The organism is Thauera sp. ZXT1-4 (assembly GCF_052598215.2).
Genome location: NZ_JBQWSN020000016.1, coordinates 25,790 through 41,396, shown reverse-complemented (window position 1 = coordinate 41,396; position 15,607 = coordinate 25,790). Strand labels below are relative to the sequence as shown.

Sequence of the window (15,607 nt, the reverse complement as noted above, 5' to 3'; positions counted from 1 at the left end):
AAGGTGGGCAACGTCGCTACGACGTGATTACGCTCTTCCCCGAGATGTTCGCGGCCCTCACCGGAAGCGGCATCACACGAAGGGCGATCGATCGCGGGCTGTACGCCATGGGGCTCCACAACCCGCGCGACTTCACCAGCGACCCGCACCGCACCGTGGACGACCGCCCCTATGGTGGCGGTCCGGGCATGGTGATGCTGGTCGAGCCGCTCGCACAGGCGATCGCTGCGGCGCGCACGGCGCAGGAACAGGCGCTAGGGCGCAGCGGACGGGTAATCTACCTGTCGCCGCAGGGTCGAAGGCTGGACCAGGCAGTGGTGATGGAACTGGCTGCAGAGCCTGGGCTGGTGTTGCTCTGCGGACGCTATGAAGGCGTGGATCAGCGCCTGATCGAGCGTGAGGTCGATGAAGAACTCTCGCTCGGCGACTTCGTGCTGTCGGGCGGGGAATTGCCGGCGATGGTACTGCTCGACGCGATCGTGCGTCAGCTGCCCGGCGCACTGAATACGGCCGACTCGGCACAGGAAGACTCCTTTGCCGACGGCCTGCTGGACTGTCCGCACTACACGCGGCCAGAGCTGTACGAGAACGATCGGGTGCCCGATGTGCTGTTGTCGGGCAACCACGCGGCGATCCGCCGCTGGCGGCTCAAGCAGGCGCTGGGCCGCACCTGGCAGCGCAGACCCGACCTGCTCGGGTTGCGCCAGCTGAGCAAGACCGAATTGAAACTGCTTGAGGAGTTCAGGCAGGAGCAAGCCGGGGCGGAAGGTCGGCAGACCTGAACCCCTTACACAAACGGCACGTACCAGGTTGCGACCTGCTCTGCGGCCAGGCCGACGCAGATGGCGGAAGGCCGATAACATCGATGGAGTTTTTGCAATGAACCTGATTCAGCAACTCGAGCAGGAAGAGATCGCCCGCGTCGCCGCCGGCAAGACCATCCCCGCCTTCGGCCCCGGTGACACCGTGGTCGTCCAGGTGAAGGTCAAGGAAGGCAACCGCGAGCGTCTGCAGGCCTACGAGGGCGTGGTGATCGCCAAGCGCAACCGTGGCCTCAACTCCTCCTTCATCGTCCGCAAGATCTCCTCGGGCGAGGGCGTCGAGCGTACGTTCCAGACCTACTCGCCGCTGGTCGCCGGCATCGAGGTCAAGCGTCGTGGTGACGTGCGTCGCGCCAAGCTGTACTACCTGCGCCAGCGCTCGGGCAAGTCGGCTCGCATCAAGGAAAAGCTGGACTACAAGGCAGCCGCTGCAAAGCGCGCCGCCCAGCAGCAACAGGAAGGCTGATCGCAGCGCGCTGCGGTCACTTCTCGCAACGGGCCTTCGGGCCCGTTTTTTCGTTCACCGGCATATCCAATGCCGCGCCTTCCCAAGCGGCAGCGTCTGCGCTCAACGGCGCTCGACGTAGTGCATCAGCCAGGCGGCCGCAGCAAGGAAGATCAGGCTCGGCGTCAGCGCGGCCATGACCGGCGGCCAGGCGTTGATCATGCCAAGGTTGGAGAACAAGCCGTTGAGCAGGTGGAAGCCCACCCCCAGCATGACCCCCATGAAGATGCGCGCGCTCGCGCCGCCCATGCGGTCATGGATGAAACCGAATGGCATGGCCAGCGCCATCATCACGAGCACGGCGAAGGGGTAGATGATCTTCTTCCACAGCGCGATCTCGAAACGGTCCGAATTCTGACCGTTGTCGCGCAGGTGCTTGATGTAGGTCCACAACCTCCCAAGCTGCATGTGCTCCGGCGACACCATCAGCACACCCAGCACTTCCGGCGTGAGCTCTGACTTCCACGCGATTTCCGGCAGGTGCTCGACCTCGGTGCGGTCACCGTGAAAGCGGGTACGGGCGACCTCGAGCAACTTCCATTCACCCTGCCCGTCGAACACGCCCTGGCTGGCCTCGGCGATGGAGACGAGGGCATAGTTCTCGTCGAAGGTGTAGATGCGCGCGTTGCGCAGCGTGCGATCCGGCATCAGCGTACGCACGTTGATCACCTGCCGCCCATCCTTCACCCACAGCCCGGAGCGAAGTTGCTGCGACACGGTGGCCTTGGTTGCGTTGAGCTTCCACTCCTCCGCCGCCGACTCGGCAGGGGGCGCGACGTACTCACCGATCAGGAACACCAGGGCGACGAACACCACGCCGATCAGGCCCAGGGTGCGCATCAACGCGCCGTTCGACATGCCCGAGGCACGCATCACCGTAATCTCGGAATGCCGCGCCAGCGTCGCCAGCGCATAGAGGCTACCGATCAGCACCGCGATCGGCATCAGCTCGTAGACCCGCGCCGGCAGGGTCAGCACCACATAGATCACCGCCTGGTAGAGCGTATAGCCCCCCTTGCCGATGTCCTCGAGCTCGTTGATGAGGTCGAAGAAGGCGAACAGGCCGAGGAAGGCGACCAGCACCAGCAGGGTCGAGCCGAAGATTTCCCGCGCGAGATAGCGCAGCAGCACCGCGCTCATGTACGCCTCCGCCAGAACGGTGACACGGCGAGCCGCGTGTAGAACAGCAGCCCGAGCGCACCGAGCACCACCAGATGCGGCAGCAACAGGCCCGGGACAAAACCAACCCGCCCCTGCGTCACCCAGGACTGGAACACCGAGATCGCGTTGCTGTAGAGCAGATAGACGAGCAGCGCGATAAGCATGTTATTGGTCCGCCCGGCGCGAGGATTGACAAAGGAGAGCGGAATGGCCAGCAGCGCTAGCAGCAGCGCCACGACCGGTACGCCGATGCGCCCGACCAGTTCGCCCAGGCTGCGCTTGTCCTGCTGCGCCAGCAGCAATGCGGTCGGCTGCGCGCGCGTGCGGGCGAGCTGGCTGGTGACCTGCTTCTGCTCCAGTTGCACCTCGTAGCGACCGAACTCCATCACGCGGAACGCCGGCGTACCCGGGGTGCCGTCATAGCGCCGTCCGTTCTCCAGCACCACGTAGCGCCGTCCCTCGCCATCACTGCGCAGGAAGCCTTCGGACGACACGATCACGACCAGCCCGCCCGAGCGTGTCTGCTCGCTGACGAACACGTTGCGCACGCGCCCGTCTTCGCCCGCCCCCACTTCCACGAAGAACACGCGCTGCGCGCTGGAGGATTCACGAAACACGCCTGGCGCGACACGCTGCGTATCGTCGCGACTGTCCAGCCGCGCGCGGTATTCGCCGCTCTTCTGCTGCGCCCAGGGGGACAGATAGAGCGCCCCGGCGCCAATCACCAGCACCAGCGGCAGGGCAAAGATCAGCACCGGCCGGATCCAGGACGTCAGCGGCACACCCGCAGCGAACCACACGACCATCTCGGAGTCACGGTAACTGCGCGAAAGGGAAACCAGGATGGCAATGAAGAGCGTCAGCGTCAGGACCGTCGGCATCTGCGCGAGCGCCCCGAAGCCGATCAGCGCAGCGACCGCATCGGCCGGCACGCTGCCCCCTGCCGCCTGGCCGAGCAGGCGGATGAGCACGGTGGAGATCAGGATCGCGAACAGGGCAACGAACACCGCGGCTGCCGTCTGCGCGAGCTCCCGTTGCAAGGCACGACGGAAGATCATCGGACGACGAGCCCGGATCGGCTCGGAAGAAGCAGCGAAGAAGGAGGCGGAGGAGACGGGAAGCGGGGCAAGATGCGGTACCGGAACGCGGCACCCCGCCGCGCAGCTCGCGCGGATGCAGACGGGAAGCCTTTTTGACGCCCTGCTTGCGAACGGGCCATAATCGACCGCAATCCGAAACCGGCGTATTTACAAGGAAAAAGCGGATGGAATTTACCATAAAGACCGGCAACCCGGCACAGCTGAAGACCGGCCTGCTGGTGCTCGGCGTGTTCGCCGGCAGCAAGCTCCCCCCTCTCAGCGCAGTCGTCGACGATGCGGCGCAAGGGCTCGTTTCCGCCCTGCTCAAGCGCGGGGATCTCGAGGACAAGGCCGGCTCCACGCTGTTGCTGCACGACGTGCATGGCACGCACGCGGAGCGCGTTCTGCTTGTCTGCCTGGGCACGGAAGACGCGTTCAGCGACAAGGCCTACCGTGACGCGCTGAGCGCCACCGCGAAGGTGCTCGCCTCCAGTCCGGCGAAGGACACCGTGATCACGCTCGCGGAGGTGGGGCCAAGCGGCCGTGACCTGCCCTGGCGCCTGCAGCAGGCCGCGCGCATCCTCGCCGACGGCGCCTACCGCTTCGACGCGCTCAAGACCGACAAGAAGAAGGACAGGAAGCACCGCGGCACGAAGAAGCTCACCCTGCTCGTCAGCAGCGAACTCGACGCCGGGCTCGACACTGCCGTGCTGCAGGGGCAGGCGATCGCCACCGGCATGGCGCTGGCGAAGGATCTCGGCAACCTGCCCGGCAACCTCTGCACCCCCACGCATCTGGCCGAAACCGCAGTGGCGCTCGGCAAGCAGTACAAGTTCGACGTCGAAGTGCTCGAACGCGCCGACATGGAAAAGCTCGGCATGGGCGCCTTGCTGTCGGTGGCCCGCGGCTCGCACCAGCCACCCAAGTTCATCGTCATGCACTACAAGGGCGGCAAGACCAAGGCAAAGCCCATCGTGCTGGTCGGCAAGGGCATCACCTTCGACACCGGCGGCATCTCGCTGAAACCCGCCGCCGAGATGGACGAGATGAAGTTCGACATGTGTGGCGCCGCCAGCGTGCTCGGTACCTTCAAGGCGATCGCACAGATGGGCCTGCCCATCAACCTCGTCGGTCTCGTCCCCACCACCGAGAACATGCCCGGTGGCGGCGCCACCAAGCCGGGCGATGTCGTCACCTCGATGTCGGGGCAGACCATCGAGGTGCTCAACACGGACGCCGAAGGCCGCCTGATCCTGTGCGATGCGCTCACCTACGCCGAGCGCTTCAAGCCCGAGTGCGTGATCGACATCGCCACCCTCACCGGCGCCTGCGTGGTCGCGCTCGGCAAGATCCCGAGCGGACTGCTCGCAAACGATGACGAGCTCGCCGCCGAGATCCTGCGCCGCGGCACCGAATCCGGCGACCGCGCATGGCAGCTGCCGCTGTGGGAGGAGTATCAGGAGCTACTCAAGAGCAACTTCGCCGACATGGGCAACATCGGCGGCCGCTACGCCGGCACGATCACCGCTGCCTGCTTCCTGTCGCGCTTCGCCAAGGCCTACAAATGGGCGCATCTCGACATCGCGGGCACTGCCTGGGTGTCGGGCGACGCCAAGGGCGCCACCGGCCGTCCGGTGCCGCTGCTGTCGTCCTTCCTGATCGGCCGCGCCGCCAGAAAGGCTTGAGCAACGGTCGTCCTGCCATGGCCGCACGCGTTCATTTCTACCACAACACGCCCGACCGGCTCGCCCTCGCCTGCGAGCTGGTCGCGAACGCCCACGGCCGCAGCCGCAAGGTGGCGGTGCGCTGCACGACTCCCGAGCAGCTCCGTACGCTCGACAAGCTGCTGTGGACGGCCGAACCGCTGAGTTTCATCCCCCATGTCCCCGCTGACCATGCACTGGCCAGCGAAACGCCCGTCACGCTGGCATGCGCGGGGGAAGCCCCGAACTGGCCGCATGGCGACGTGCTGCTCAACCTCAGCGACGATTTGCCCGCCGAGCACGACGCCTTCCGCATGGTAGTCGAGATCGTCGGACACGACGCTGCAGAACGGCACGCTGCCCGCCAGCGCTGGATGCGCTACCGCGAGTTGGGCTGCGAACTCAAGGCCTTCGACGCCGAACGCAGGGAGGCGCTATGAACAAATGGTCCTCGTTTCCTGACGACGATGAGTTCGAACGTGCCGACGACCTGATCGACCAGGCAGACGCCCTGCTGCGCCGTCACCGCGGGACCGACGCGCCAGCACCCAACGTCCCCCATGAGCCCGCCCACGAGCGCCTCGACGACGACGAACTTCCCATCCTCACCGAAGTGGTCGAGGACTTCGAGCCGCCCGCGGGCTGGCGCCCGGCGGAAGCGATGCCTCAGCCCGCAGCTGAACCCGAACACATCGAACCACTCGCCGCACCACTGCGTTGGGAAGACCTTGCGCCCCCCCCCATCAAAGCCCAGCCAGCACCCAGCGCGTCCTTTGCGACCCCAGCGCCATCGACACAGGGGCCGGACCCGGTCCTGGATGCGGTCTTCCCCGGCAGCCCCCCAGCCGGCACGCCACCGCTACCAGACCTGACGGAGCGACTCGTCGAACTCGACACAACTGTCGCCCGCGAGATTTCACGCTGGGTCGAAGCCGAGCTGCCTCAACTCGTCTCGCGCGAGCTGGATCGCGTGCGCCGGCAACTGGAGATCGAGGTCCAGTCCCACCTGCGCGCCACCCTGCTGCCGGAGATCTCCGCACGCATCAGCGCCCTGCTCGACCAGAACAGCGACGACACGCCGCCCCCCCGCGCCTGAACACGCCGGCGCGCGCATCGGGGCCCGCGGCGCGCATCCGCTATAATCCGCGCTTTGCCTACAAGCGCGTAGAACACCATGGAACTGGCCAAGAGCTTCGAGCCCGCCGACATCGAACGTCGCTGGTACCCGGAATGGGAATCCCGCGGCTATTTCGACGCCGGACTCGACAAGTCGAACCCCAACGCCTTCTGCATCCTGCTGCCGCCGCCCAACGTCACCGGCACGCTGCACATGGGGCACGGCTTCAACCAGACGATCATGGATGCGCTCACCCGCTACCATCGCATGCGGGGTGACAACACGCTGTGGCAGCCGGGCACCGACCACGCCGGCATCGCCACCCAGATCGTCGTGGAGCGCCAGCTCGATGCCCAAGGCATCAGCCGACACGACCTCGGCCGCGAGCGCTTCCTGGAGAAGGTGTGGGAGTGGAAGGAGTACTCCGGCGGCACCATCACGCGCCAGATGCGCCGCCTGGGTACCAGCCCGGACTGGAAGCGCGAGCGCTTCACGATGGACGAGGGCCTGTCGAAGACCGTCACCGAGACCTTCGTCCGCCTCTACAACGAGGGCCTGATCTACCGCGGCAAGCGACTGGTGAACTGGGATCCGAAGCTCGGCACCGCGGTGTCCGATCTGGAAGTGGTGTCCGAGGAAGAGGACGGGAAGCTCTACCACATCCTGTATCCGTTCAGCGACGGTCCCATCGGTGAGCTGAAGGGCCTGACCGTCGCCACCACGCGCCCCGAGACCCTGCTCGGCGACGTCGCGGTGATGGTGCACCCCGAGGACGAACGCTACGCCCACCTGATCGGCAAGACCGTTGCGCTGCCGCTCACCGGCCGCCACATCCCGGTCATCGCCGACGACTACGTCGACCGCGAGTTCGGCACCGGCTGCGTCAAGGTCACCCCGGCGCACGACTTCAACGACTACGCCGTCGGCCAGCGCCACAAGCTCGACATGATCGTGGTGCTCACGCTCGCAGGCAGCGTGCCCGCGGTTGCGGAACGCTACACCACCGACGGCATCACGCTGGAAGGCGTGCCGATGCCGGCCACGGTCGCCGGCCTGGATCGCGTGCCGGCGCGCGATGCGGTGGTCGCAGAACTGGAGCAACTCGGGCTGATGCTCGAGATCAAGGCACACAAGCTGCAGGTGCCGCGCGGCGACCGCACCAGCGTGGTCATCGAGCCCATGCTCACCGATCAGTGGTTCGTCGCCATGTCCAAGCCAGGCGCGGATGGCAAGTCGATCACTCAGAAGGCGCTTGAGGTCGTGGCCTCGGGCGAGATCAGGTTCTACCCCGAGAACTGGATCAACACCTACAACCAGTGGCTCAACAACATCCAGGACTGGTGCATCTCGCGCCAGCTGTGGTGGGGCCACCGCATCCCAGCGTGGTACGACGAGGAAGGAAAGATCTACGTCGCCACCTGCGAGGAGGAAGCGATCCGCGCCTGGAAGGCCGAGCTTCAGGCCGAGATCGACGCCTTGAACGCCGAGGTCCAGACGCGCCAGCGCGATGGCCAGACCGCGGCTGACTACCCTGCCATCGCCGAGCGCCTGGCGCTGCTGCATGCCCGACACGACGCCGGCCGCCTGCGCCAGGAAGACGACGTGCTCGACACTTGGTATTCGTCGGCGCTGTGGCCGTTCTCGACGCTGGACTGGACCGCCGAGTGGCCCGGCAAGAGCAACGACGCGCTCGACCTCTATCTGCCCTCGACCGTGCTCGTCACCGGCTTCGACATCATCTTCTTCTGGGTGGCGCGCATGGTCATGATGACCAAGCACATCACCGGCAAGATCCCCTTCAATCACGTCTACGTGCATGGTCTCATCCGCGACGCGGAAGGCCAGAAGATGAGCAAGTCCAAGGGCAACGTGCTCGACCCGATCGACCTCATCGACGGCATCGCGCTCGACGAGCTGGTCAAAAAGCGCACCTTCGGCCTGATGAACCCGAAGCAGGCGCAAAGCATCGAGAAGAAGACACGCAAGGAATTCCCTGAGGGCATCCCCGCCTTCGGCACCGACGCGCTGCGCTTCACCTTCGCCTCGCTCGCCAGCCCGGGCCGCGACATCAAGTTCGACCTCGCGCGCTGCGAGGGCTACCGCAACTTCTGCAACAAGCTGTGGAACGCAACCCGCTTCGTGCTGATGAACTGCGAGGGCCAGGACTGCGGCATCGGCGACAACGTCGCCTGCTCCGCCGAGGTGCTCGATTTCTCCTTCGCCGACCGCTGGATCGTGTCGCGCCTGCAGCGCACCGAAGCCGAGGTCGCAGCGCAGTTCGAGGCCTACCGCTTCGACCTGGTCGCGCGCACGGTGTATGAGTTCGTCTGGGACGAATACTGCGACTGGTATCTGGAACTCGCCAAGGTGCAGATCCAGACCGGCACTGCGGCCCAGCAGCGCGCCACCCGCCGCACGCTGCTGCGCGTACTCGAGACCGTGCTGCGCCTGGCGCATCCGCTGATCCCCTTCATCACCGAAGAACTCTGGCAGACCGTGGCACCGCTTGCCGGACGCAAGGACGGCGACAGCATCATGCGCGTGCGCTACCCGCGCGCGGACATGGGCCGCATCGACGAGGCATCGGAGGCCAAGGTCGCCGAACTGAAGGCAATGATCTACGCCTGCCGCAACCTGCGCGGCGAGATGAACATCTCCCCCGCCCAGCGCCTGCCGCTGGTGGCCGCGGGCGACAAGGCCGCGCTCGCCGTTTATGCGCCCTACCTTGCCGGCCTGGCCAAGCTCGCCGAGGTGCAGATCGTTGACGAGATCGGCGCGGACGAACTCGCCCCGGTCGCGGTGGCCGGCGAGACCCGGCTGATGCTGAAGGTGGAGATCGACGTCGCTGCCGAGCGCGAACGCCTGGGCAAGGAGATCGCCCGCCTCGACGGCGAGATCGCCAAGGCCGAAGGCAAGCTTGGCAACGCCAGCTTCGTCGATCGTGCACCCGCCGCGGTGGTCCAGCAGGAGCGGGATCGCCTCGCCGGATTCAAGGCCACCCTCGAGAAGCTGAAACCGCAACTGGCAAAGCTGGGCGCTTAAGTACCCATCTGCGCTGGCAAGACCAAACGGGCTGCCCGATTGATCGCGGCAGCCCGTTTGGTGTCTGACGGCAACCAGGCGCGAATGCGGTTCGCCATGACGCCGTCAGGCAGCTTCGCCGTGGCCCGGCGTCGCCGCAAACCTACTTCCGCTTCAGGAAGAACTCGAACGCCTTGTCTGCCGTCTCGCCCTGCTTGACCAGCTCATTCCCGGTCTGGCGTGCAAATGCCTGGAAGTCCTTGACTGAACCCGGATCCGTCGCCACCACGCGCACCACCTGCCCCGAAAGCATCTCTGCCAGCATCTTCTTGGCACGCAGGATGGGCAACGGGCAGTTCAGACCACGGGCATCCACTTCCTTGTCGAAATTCATCCTCTCCGTCCTTTGTTCTGGGGTTTTCAAGCGCGACCGATTCTAAAGTACGGCAGGCAACCGGCAAAGCGCCGCAAACACTCACTGCTGCCGCCGCGCTTCCTGCAGGCTGCGCTGCAGCTCGCGCAAACGGGCATCCACGGCAGACAGCAGATAGAAGTCGCCGTCACCCGCCTTGCGCGCGATCTCCAGTTGCTCGATGGCCGCCGGCAAGCTGCCGCGCAGTACATACACCTCCGCCTGCGCGCGGTGCTGCGCACTACGCTCGCCGAGCGCAGCATGTGCGCGCGAGAGCAACTGCCACAGGCGCGGATCACCGCTACGATCGTCAAGCAGACGCCGCACCGCCTTCGCGGCCTCGCCGGCCTGCCCTGCCTGGATGCGGGCATCGGCAAGCGCATAGGCCACGCTGCGGCTGGCCGGAAACTGCCTGCGCGCCGCATCCAGGATGCGCACTGCTTCCGCACCGTCCCGGCGCGCGATGTGGATCTCGGCAGCCAGCGTTTCCAGCCAGGGGGACGCGGGCGCACGCTTTCGCACCACATCGAGACGCACCAGGGCATCGTCGGCACGTCCTGCACGCAGCAGCGCGCGTGCGAGCCCATAGGCCATCTCCTCCGCCTGGGGCGCACGCGCCACTTCGGACTCCAGGTCCCGCACCGCGTCGGCGGGCTGGCCCGCATCGGCACGCAGCTTCGCGCGTGCATAGCGGAAGTCGGCGGAGTCGAGCACCTGCCGGTACGGCATTCGCGTGACACGGTTCTCCATGTCGGCAATACGTTCCGTCGTCAGCGGGTGAGTGCGGAGGTACGCCGGCGCGTTGTTCTCATACACCCGGGTGTTGCGCTGAAGACGCTCGAAGAAGCTCGGCATGCCGCGCACGTCCATCCCCGCCTTGTCCAGCGTCTCCAGCCCCACGCGATCGGCCTCGCGCTCGAAGGCGCGGGTATAGCCGAGCTGTGACTGGATGGCCCCGGCCTGCCCGGCGGCGATCGCAGCCTGACTCACATCGGAATTGCTCCGCGCCGCCAGCACCGCCACCAGCAGCGAAGCCATCATCAGCATCGCCGACTGGCTCTGCTTGCCCACGATCTGTGCGATATGGCGCTGGGTGACGTGGGCGATCTCGTGCCCCAGCACCGAGGCGAACTCCGACTCGGTCTGCGCCGCGAGCAGCAGCCCGGTATGCACACCGATATAGCCGCCAGGCAACGCGAAAGCGTTGAGCGTCGGGTCGCGCACGACAAAGAAGTCGAAGTCCTGCGTGGGGTTGTTGCTCACCCCCGCCAGCCGATGTCCGAGGCGATTGACGTATTCCTCGATCTCCGGGTCATCCAGGTAGGCGGCATCCCGCCAGCGGATCTGGGCGATGATCTCTTCACCGATGCGGCGCTCGGCCGCGGGGGAAAGCTCGGTAGCCGCCACGTCGCCCAGATCCGGAAGATCGTACGACTGGGCACTGAGCGGAGCGGGCAGCGCAAGCGCGCAACTGAGCAGGAGGGCGAAAGGTCGTCGCATCATCGGATGCTATGATACTGCCCGACGCCAACCCGTTCCCACACTCGATGTATCGGCGTGTTTTGCTGGCACCTCGTCCGGTGCAGCATGCGCCCTGCGCGAGCAGCCCGCCCCCATCTCCGCCCATGACGACCGTATCCTCCAACCCGCTCACCCATTTCGACGGCGAAGGCCAGGCCCACATGGTCGACGTCGGCGCCAAGGCCGAGACCCGCCGCGTCGCCATTGCGACCGGCCGCATCCTGATGCTTCCAGATACCTTCGCGATGGTGAAATCCGGCACGGCCAAGAAGGGCGACGTGCTCGGCATCGCCCGCATTGCCGCGATCCAGGCCGCCAAGCGCACCAGCGACCTCATCCCCCTCTGCCACCCGATCCCCCTCACGCGGGTCGCGGTGGAGTTCGACCTCGACGAAACCGAGTGCGCCATCCGCTGCACCGTCACCGCCGAAACCGTCGGCCGCACCGGCGTCGAGATGGAAGCGCTCACCGCGGTGAATGTCGGCCTGCTCACGATCTACGACATGTGCAAGGCCATCGACCGCGGCATGCGCATGGAAGGCATTCAGCTCATGGAAAAGCTCGGCGGCAAATCGGGGCACTGGAAGGCCTGAGGCGCACGAGCGGGTCAGTCGCGCCGCCCGGCCTCATCGCTGCGGGCCAGCCTGGCCAGCGCGAGCGGAAAAGCACCCGACCCCGCCAGCGCGACCGCCGACACCAGGAAGGCCAGCCCAGCCATCGGGTCTGCGAGCGCCGGGTGCAGTCGCGCACCCTCGCCCGCAAAGCAGATCAGCGCCGGTATCAGCGCCAGCGCCGCGAGCGCGAAGAGGATCAGCGCCGACACGGGCACCGAACGTTTCACGCGCCGTGAAAACGCATCCGCCATGGAAGTTCTCCCTGGATGAAGAGGCGCGCCTCTTCCGACTGTGGACGGGCAAAGAAGGCGCGCACCGGGGTGTGCTCGCACACCCGCCCCGCAGACATGAACACGATGTCGTCCGCGAGCCGCGTGGCCTGTCCAAGATTGTGGGTGACCATCAGGACGCGGGTGCCGTCGGTACGGATCTCGCGGATGATGCGCTCGACTTCGGCGCTGGCCGACGGGTCAAGGCTGGCGGTGGGCTCGTCGAGCAGCAGCAGGCGCGGCTTCGTCAGCCACGCGCGCGCCAGCGCGAGGCGTTGCTGCTCGCCCCCGGAAAGCTGTCGCGCACTGTCCTCGGCACGGTCGGCCAGGCCGACACGCTCGAGCATCGCCAGCCCCTGCCGGCGGCGTTCGGCGGCGGTCAGCCCAAGGGGTTTCAGCCCCAGCGCGACGTTATGCAGTACCGAGGCGCGCAGCATCATCGGCCGCTGAAACACCATCATCACGCCCTGCGCAGGCCGGCGCGCGCCCTCGTCGCCCCAGGCCATGCTGCCGGCACCGGGTTCGATCAGCCCGCATATCGTGCGCAGCAGAATGCTCTTGCCCGCCCCGTTGGGGCCCAGCACCAGGGTGATGCCTTCGTCGCCCAGATCGAGATCGATACCGGCCAACACCTCGCGGCCGTTGGGCTGGTAGCGCAGGCCGCGGATGCGCAGGGGAAAAATTGCCATCGTCCGCCTCAGCCGTAGCGCCGCATTGCCCAATGGCGCAGCACGAAGGCCAGCGCGTTGAGCGCGAGGATGATGACGATGAGCACGATGCCAAGCGCGATCGCCAGCGCGAGGTCGCCCTTGCTGGTCTCGAGCGCGATCGCGGTGGTCATCACGCGCGTCGCCCGGTCGATGTTGCCGCCGACGATCATCACCGCCCCCACCTCGCTCATCGCGCGCCCCAGGCCCGCCAGCACCGCCACCAGCAAGGAGTGGCGACAGTCGTAGAGCAGCGTGGTGACGCTGTCCCACCACGAAAAGCGCATCAGCTGCAGTTCTTCGGCGTAGCGCTGCCACACGTCCTCAACCACCTGGCGCGTGATCGCCGCCATCAGCGGAATCACCAGCAGGGTCTGCGCGATGACCATCGCCAGCGGCGTGTACAGCAGGCCGAAGCCACCGAACGGCCCCGAGCGCGATAGCAGCAGGTAGACCACCACCCCCACCACCACCGAAGGCAGGCCCATCAGTCCGTTGACCAGCACCGACAGCGTGCTCTTGCCCGGGAAACGCCCCACCGCAATGCAGGCGCCGAGTGGCAGCCCGATCAGCGTGCCCAGCAGCACCGCGCCACCACTGACCTGCAGCGACAGCGCCACGATCTCGGCCACGGTGTGGTCGAAGGTGGCGAGCAGCGAAAAGGCGTCGGAGAAGGTGGCGGCGAAGGCGGACATCGACGGGGAGCATACCCGAAAGGCCGCACGGTCCGTAACGCATGCGGCCTCGGATCGGGGCAGGTGGGGGGATCAGCCCCCGCCCTTCTGCATCGCCCGATCCAGCCGCACGAGCAGGGCACGGCGCATGGCCTCGGCACCCGGGCCGAAGCGGTAGCGCACGATCAGTTGCGGCAGCTCGAACAGCCCGAGCCGCTGCACGCCGGCGGGCTCGATGTCAATGACAAGGGATTGCGCACCGTCCTGCAGGCTGAAGCGCAGCGCTTCGGCGTTGCCCTGCACCGCGGGCCAGGCCTGGCGCAGGTCGCGCTCGAATTCACGCGCGGTGGCGGTGACCCGGCGCTCGAAGGACTCGGGCACCGGGCCGTTGATGAAGGCCACGCCTCAGCCGCCGGCGATCGGCGGCCAGATGGCGAGCTCGTCGCCGTCCTGCAAGCGGCGCCTGGCGCGCTCGGCCGGCGGCACGAAATGGCCATTGACCAGCACCAGGTGGGCGCTGCGCTCGGGCACGCGGTAGCGGTGAATCATTTCCGCCACGGTCGTGCCCGCGTCCACGTCCAGTTCCAGCCGGTTGCCGCGGTGGCCGTCGGGCAGGTAGTCCGACAGCGAGGCAAAGAGCTTGAAGGCGATGCGGATCGTCACACGGGTCTCCATGCGCCGCCCTCAGCGCGCCAGCGCCATCGGTTGCTGGCTGCGGGCAACATAGGCATCGACGAAGGACAGCGGGTTGGCGAGCAAACGGTCCTTCCAGTCGCCAAGCCTGACCTGGCCGTGGATCAGGCCGCGCAGTGCGCCGACGTGCTGGGTCAGGCCGATGGAGGTAGCGCCGATCAGCACGTCGTCCTTGAACTGCAGGCTGAGGTAGCGGTAGCGCGCCTCGTCGACCAACTCGACACCGCTGCCGCCGACATCCGGCTTCTCGCCCCACCACTGGCCGAAGGACGAGGAGATCAGGCCCAGCGTGTCGAGCACGTTGATGGCGAGCACGCCGTTGAGCTTCGTGTCACGGGCCGCTGCACCACGCGCCATGTTCATCGCCGCGATGCGCGCCTGGTCGGCCGCGTTGGGCTGGATGGCGGCGACGAGGTGCGCGCCGGTGAACAGGTCCGGCGCCTCGGCCACGTCGCCCGCAGCAAAGATGCCGGGCACCGAGGTCTCCATACGGTCGTCGACCAGCACGCCCTTGGCGACATGCACCGGGGTCTCTTCCAGGAAGCCGACATTGGGCGCGACACCCGCGGCGACGATGACGAGCTCGCAATCCAGGCGGTCACCGGTCGACAGCGTCACCACCAGCGGCGCGTCGGTGCCCGCCTCGCTGCCACGATCGATGCGCTGCACACCCGCCGAGGTGACGACGCGGACGCCCTTCTCTTCCACCCAGCGCTTGATCATGCCGCCGGCCTTGGGCGTCATCATGCGCGGCACCATGCGGTCGCCCATCTCCACCACGGTGAGTTGCACACCGCGCTTGGCGAGCGCCTCCATGATGATGCAGCCGATGAAGCCGGCGCCCAGCTGCAGCACGCGCGCGCCCGGTTTGGCATGGGCGGCGATCGCACGCGCGTCGGCAAGCGTCCAGCAGGTCTGCACCTCGGGCAGGTCCACGCCGGGGATGGGCGGGCGCACCGGATGCGAGCCGGTGGCGATGAGCAGGCGGTCGTAGCTTTCGAAATGGCCGTCGTCGAACAGCACGGTGCGCTTTTCGGTGTTGAGCGCCACCGCACGGCCACGCATCTGACGGACGCGCAGGCGTTCGAAATGGTCGGCGCCCTTGCGCAGATAGGTGCCCGACTCGTCGATGTTGCCTTCGAGCAGGTAGGGAATGGCCATGCGCGAATACGGCGGTGCGTCCTCGTGGCCGACCATGACGATCTCGTCGTGCGGCGCGGCCTTGCGCAGGGTTTCGGCGGCGACGACACCCGCGGGACCGTTGCCGAGAATCAGGTGTTTCATGTGGGAACCCTCGAACGAAGCACGGG

General features: G+C 66.8%; 17 protein-coding genes. 7 read left to right on the top strand and 10 right to left on the bottom strand.

Annotated features, from left to right (window positions below):
• Nucleotides 1-23 precede the first annotated feature (23 nt).
• A complete protein-coding gene (gene trmD / locus ACUH78_RS12950) occupies nt 24-782 on the top strand; it encodes a tRNA (guanosine(37)-N1)-methyltransferase TrmD (protein ID WP_445333659.1) in 759 nt (252 codons plus the stop codon).
• Between the two features lie 97 nt (nt 783-879).
• Nucleotides 880-1,287 carry a 50S ribosomal protein L19 gene (rplS, locus tag ACUH78_RS12945; RefSeq protein WP_418363265.1) on the top strand — a complete coding sequence of 136 codons (408 nt, stop codon included), beginning with the start codon at nt 880-882 and terminating at the stop codon, nt 1,285-1,287.
• A 102-nt stretch (nt 1,288-1,389) separates the two neighbouring features.
• On the opposite strand, the gene lptG is transcribed toward rplS, so the two are convergent.
• Both lptG and lptF read right to left on the bottom strand, forming a co-directional pair.
• Complete coding sequence (lptG, locus tag ACUH78_RS12940; RefSeq protein WP_445333637.1) at nt 1,390-2,466, bottom strand: LPS export ABC transporter permease LptG; 1,077 nt, start codon at nt 2,464-2,466, stop codon at nt 1,390-1,392.
• On the bottom strand, nt 2,463-3,545 hold the full coding sequence (lptF, locus tag ACUH78_RS12935; RefSeq protein WP_445333638.1) for an LPS export ABC transporter permease LptF: 1,083 nt from the start codon (nt 3,543-3,545) through the stop codon (nt 2,463-2,465). Before lptF ends, lptG begins: the two co-directional genes overlap by 4 nt.
• A 206-nt stretch (nt 3,546-3,751) precedes the next feature.
• On the opposite strand from lptF, the gene ACUH78_RS12930 reads away from it, so the two are divergent.
• From ACUH78_RS12930 to ACUH78_RS12915, 4 genes are all read left to right on the top strand, one after another.
• Nucleotides 3,752-5,251, top strand: coding sequence for a leucyl aminopeptidase (locus ACUH78_RS12930; protein WP_445333639.1), 1,500 nt, complete (start codon nt 3,752-3,754; stop codon nt 5,249-5,251).
• Between the two features lie 17 nt (nt 5,252-5,268).
• Nucleotides 5,269-5,709: a DNA polymerase III subunit chi gene (locus ACUH78_RS12925; RefSeq protein WP_418363269.1), complete on the top strand. Its 441-nt coding sequence runs from the start codon at nt 5,269-5,271 to the stop codon at nt 5,707-5,709.
• Entirely contained in the window at nt 5,706-6,365 is a 660-nt protein-coding gene (locus ACUH78_RS12920) for a hypothetical protein (RefSeq protein ID WP_445333640.1), read from the top strand. The genes ACUH78_RS12925 and ACUH78_RS12920 overlap by 4 nt, the downstream gene beginning before the upstream one ends.
• A gap of 78 nt (nt 6,366-6,443) precedes the next feature.
• The gene (locus ACUH78_RS12915; protein WP_445333641.1) at nt 6,444-9,428 is read left to right on the top strand and encodes a valine--tRNA ligase; all 2,985 of its coding nucleotides are present in this window, start codon (nt 6,444-6,446) and stop codon (nt 9,426-9,428) included.
• A gap of 142 nt (nt 9,429-9,570) precedes the next feature.
• On the opposite strand, the gene ACUH78_RS12910 is transcribed toward ACUH78_RS12915, so the two are convergent.
• Both ACUH78_RS12910 and ACUH78_RS12905 read right to left on the bottom strand, forming a co-directional pair.
• Nucleotides 9,571-9,801, bottom strand: a complete 231-nt coding sequence (locus tag ACUH78_RS12910; RefSeq protein ID WP_418363272.1) for a sulfurtransferase TusA family protein — start codon at nt 9,799-9,801, stop codon at nt 9,571-9,573.
• An 81-nt stretch (nt 9,802-9,882) separates the two neighbouring features.
• Nucleotides 9,883-11,322, bottom strand: coding sequence for a M48 family metalloprotease (locus ACUH78_RS12905; RefSeq protein ID WP_435750718.1), 1,440 nt, complete (start codon nt 11,320-11,322; stop codon nt 9,883-9,885).
• A gap of 122 nt (nt 11,323-11,444) precedes the next feature.
• Between ACUH78_RS12905 and moaC the strand changes: the two genes are divergently transcribed.
• Nucleotides 11,445-11,933 carry a cyclic pyranopterin monophosphate synthase MoaC gene (gene moaC / locus ACUH78_RS12900; protein ID WP_418363274.1) on the top strand — a complete coding sequence of 163 codons (489 nt, stop codon included), beginning with the start codon at nt 11,445-11,447 and terminating at the stop codon, nt 11,931-11,933.
• A 14-nt stretch (nt 11,934-11,947) separates the two neighbouring features.
• On the opposite strand, the gene ACUH78_RS12895 is transcribed toward moaC, so the two are convergent.
• From ACUH78_RS12895 to ACUH78_RS12870, 6 genes are all read right to left on the bottom strand, one after another.
• Complete coding sequence (locus tag ACUH78_RS12895) at nt 11,948-12,205, bottom strand: hypothetical protein (RefSeq protein ID WP_510497565.1); 258 nt, start codon at nt 12,203-12,205, stop codon at nt 11,948-11,950.
• Entirely contained in the window at nt 12,178-12,912 is a 735-nt protein-coding gene (locus ACUH78_RS12890) for an ABC transporter ATP-binding protein (protein ID WP_445333643.1), read from the bottom strand. Before ACUH78_RS12890 ends, ACUH78_RS12895 begins: the two co-directional genes overlap by 28 nt.
• A gap of 8 nt (nt 12,913-12,920) precedes the next feature.
• A complete protein-coding gene (locus ACUH78_RS12885) occupies nt 12,921-13,625 on the bottom strand; it encodes an ABC transporter permease (RefSeq protein ID WP_445333644.1) in 705 nt (234 codons plus the stop codon).
• A 72-nt stretch (nt 13,626-13,697) separates the two neighbouring features.
• Nucleotides 13,698-14,006 carry a hypothetical protein gene (locus tag ACUH78_RS12880; RefSeq protein WP_418363277.1) on the bottom strand — a complete coding sequence of 103 codons (309 nt, stop codon included), beginning with the start codon at nt 14,004-14,006 and terminating at the stop codon, nt 13,698-13,700.
• Between the two features lie 3 nt (nt 14,007-14,009).
• Nucleotides 14,010-14,279, bottom strand: a complete 270-nt coding sequence (thiS, locus tag ACUH78_RS12875; RefSeq protein ID WP_418363278.1) for a sulfur carrier protein ThiS — start codon at nt 14,277-14,279, stop codon at nt 14,010-14,012.
• Nucleotides 14,280-14,288: 9 nt separating this feature from the next.
• Entirely contained in the window at nt 14,289-15,581 is a 1,293-nt protein-coding gene (locus tag ACUH78_RS12870; RefSeq protein ID WP_445333645.1) for an NAD(P)/FAD-dependent oxidoreductase, read from the bottom strand.
• Nucleotides 15,582-15,607: the final 26 nt, after the last annotated feature.